This is a genomic window from Chromohalobacter sp. HP20-39 (genome assembly GCF_033052815.1).
Taxonomy (GTDB): Bacteria; Pseudomonadota; Gammaproteobacteria; order Pseudomonadales; family Halomonadaceae; genus Chromohalobacter.
In genome coordinates this window covers 1-531 of the sequence record NZ_JAWHTP010000098.1, presented here as the reverse complement: position 1 = coordinate 531, position 531 = coordinate 1, and the positions used below count along the sequence as shown (strand labels likewise).

The 531-nt window shown below is 68.7% G+C and carries 1 protein-coding gene; it reads left to right on the top strand.

The annotated features are described in order from the left end of the window. The coding region (locus tag RVY79_RS17115; protein ID WP_317465674.1) for an FAD-dependent oxidoreductase at positions 1-531 on the top strand (531 nt) is incomplete at both ends.

Here is a 531-nt window from a genome sequence, read left to right as displayed (position 1 = left end):
ACCAGCACCGACGTGCTCGTCATCGGCGGTGGCTACACGGGGCTCTCCACCGCGCTGCATCTGGCCGAACGCGGCACGCAGGTCACCGTGCTGGAAGCCAATGATCCAGGCTGGGGTGCGTCCGGGCGCAATGGCGGGCAGGTCAACCCGACGCTCAAGCACGACCCCGATGAACTGGTGAGCCTGTTTGGTGCCGCGCGCGCCGAGCCGCTGATCGACGCCGTCTCGCGCTCCGCCGATCTGGTGTTCGATCTGATCGACCGGCACCAGATCGACTGCCAGCCGGTGCGCGCAGGGTGGCTGCAGCTCTCGTATTCGGACAAAGCCGTACCTGCGCTGCATGCCCGCGCCCGGCAGTGGGAGAGGCGCGGCGTACCGGTGGAAATGCTCGACCGCGCGGCCGTCGCCAAACGGGTCGGCACCGAGGCGTTTGCAGGCGCGTGGCTTGACGGCCGTGCTGGTGCCATTCAGCCGATGGGGTTTGCGCGTGGGTTGGTGCGTGCCGCACAACAAGCGGGCGCTGACGTGCAC